Here is a 923-nt window from a genome sequence, read left to right as displayed (position 1 = left end):
CGTTACAGGTAAACAGTGACGGGAGTTACTCGTTTGAACTGCAAGGGGCTGTTGATCATGCTCCAAATAGTGACACCTTAACGCTAGATTTTTCTATCATTGCGACGGATTTTGATGGCGATGTTTCGAATACTCTCACGTTGCCGATCACTGTTGTGGATGACGTACCAACCATCGACGGTTTGGCTCAGGGTAGTGAACAGACCGTCGATGAGGACGACTTACCGCTGGGTACTGACCGTACTCAAGACACCATCATCGGTGGTACCTTCGATGTAACAGAAGGGGCAGACCAAGTCACCTCAATTCAACTGAGTGATTTGACGACGCCAGTTAGTACATTGATGTCTGGCGGAGAGGCAATCACCTTAGTCTTAACGTCCAGTACTGGCGGGGTGAATGTTTATCAAGGTATCACGGTTAATTCTCAAGAAGTGGTGTTTGAGTTAACTCTGAATGCGTCAAATAGCTCCTATGAGTTTGATCTTAGAAAACCACTTGATCATCCTGATGGCAATCAGCAAAACAACATTATAATCGAACTGCCAATCACCGTGACTGACGGTGATGGCGATGTATCACCAGTGTTCACGTTACCGATTACGGTGGTAGACGATGTACCCGAGGTAACGAATATAGACAGTTTACAAGTGCATGAAGATGATTTGCCGCTGGGCTCAGACGAGACCAAGGAGCCTCTAACGGTTTCTGGTCAGTTTGAAGTGACCAGCGCGGATGGTATCGACTCATTTGTTCTGGATCTCAATTCCAATCTACTGCCTGCACTTACTTCTGGCGGCGAGAGCATCGCGATTACTCAAGACGCTACAGCGTCAACGAGTGATGCTTTGGTTTATGTCGGAAAAACCGCTGGTGGCGACACCATTTTCACGCTGACATTGCATCAAGACGGACGCTACGAT

The 923-nt window shown here is 47.5% G+C and carries 1 protein-coding gene; it reads left to right on the top strand.

Annotated features, from left to right (window positions below; all coding sequences use genetic code 11):
- On the top strand, positions 1 to 923 hold a 923-nt coding region (locus tag R7190_RS26110; RefSeq protein WP_318137708.1), incomplete at both ends, for a DUF5801 repeats-in-toxin domain-containing protein.

This window comes from Vibrio sp. 1078-1 (assembly GCF_033340475.1).
The sequence above is the reverse complement of the archived record's forward strand: the minus strand, read 5'-3'. Positions and strand labels throughout refer to the sequence as shown.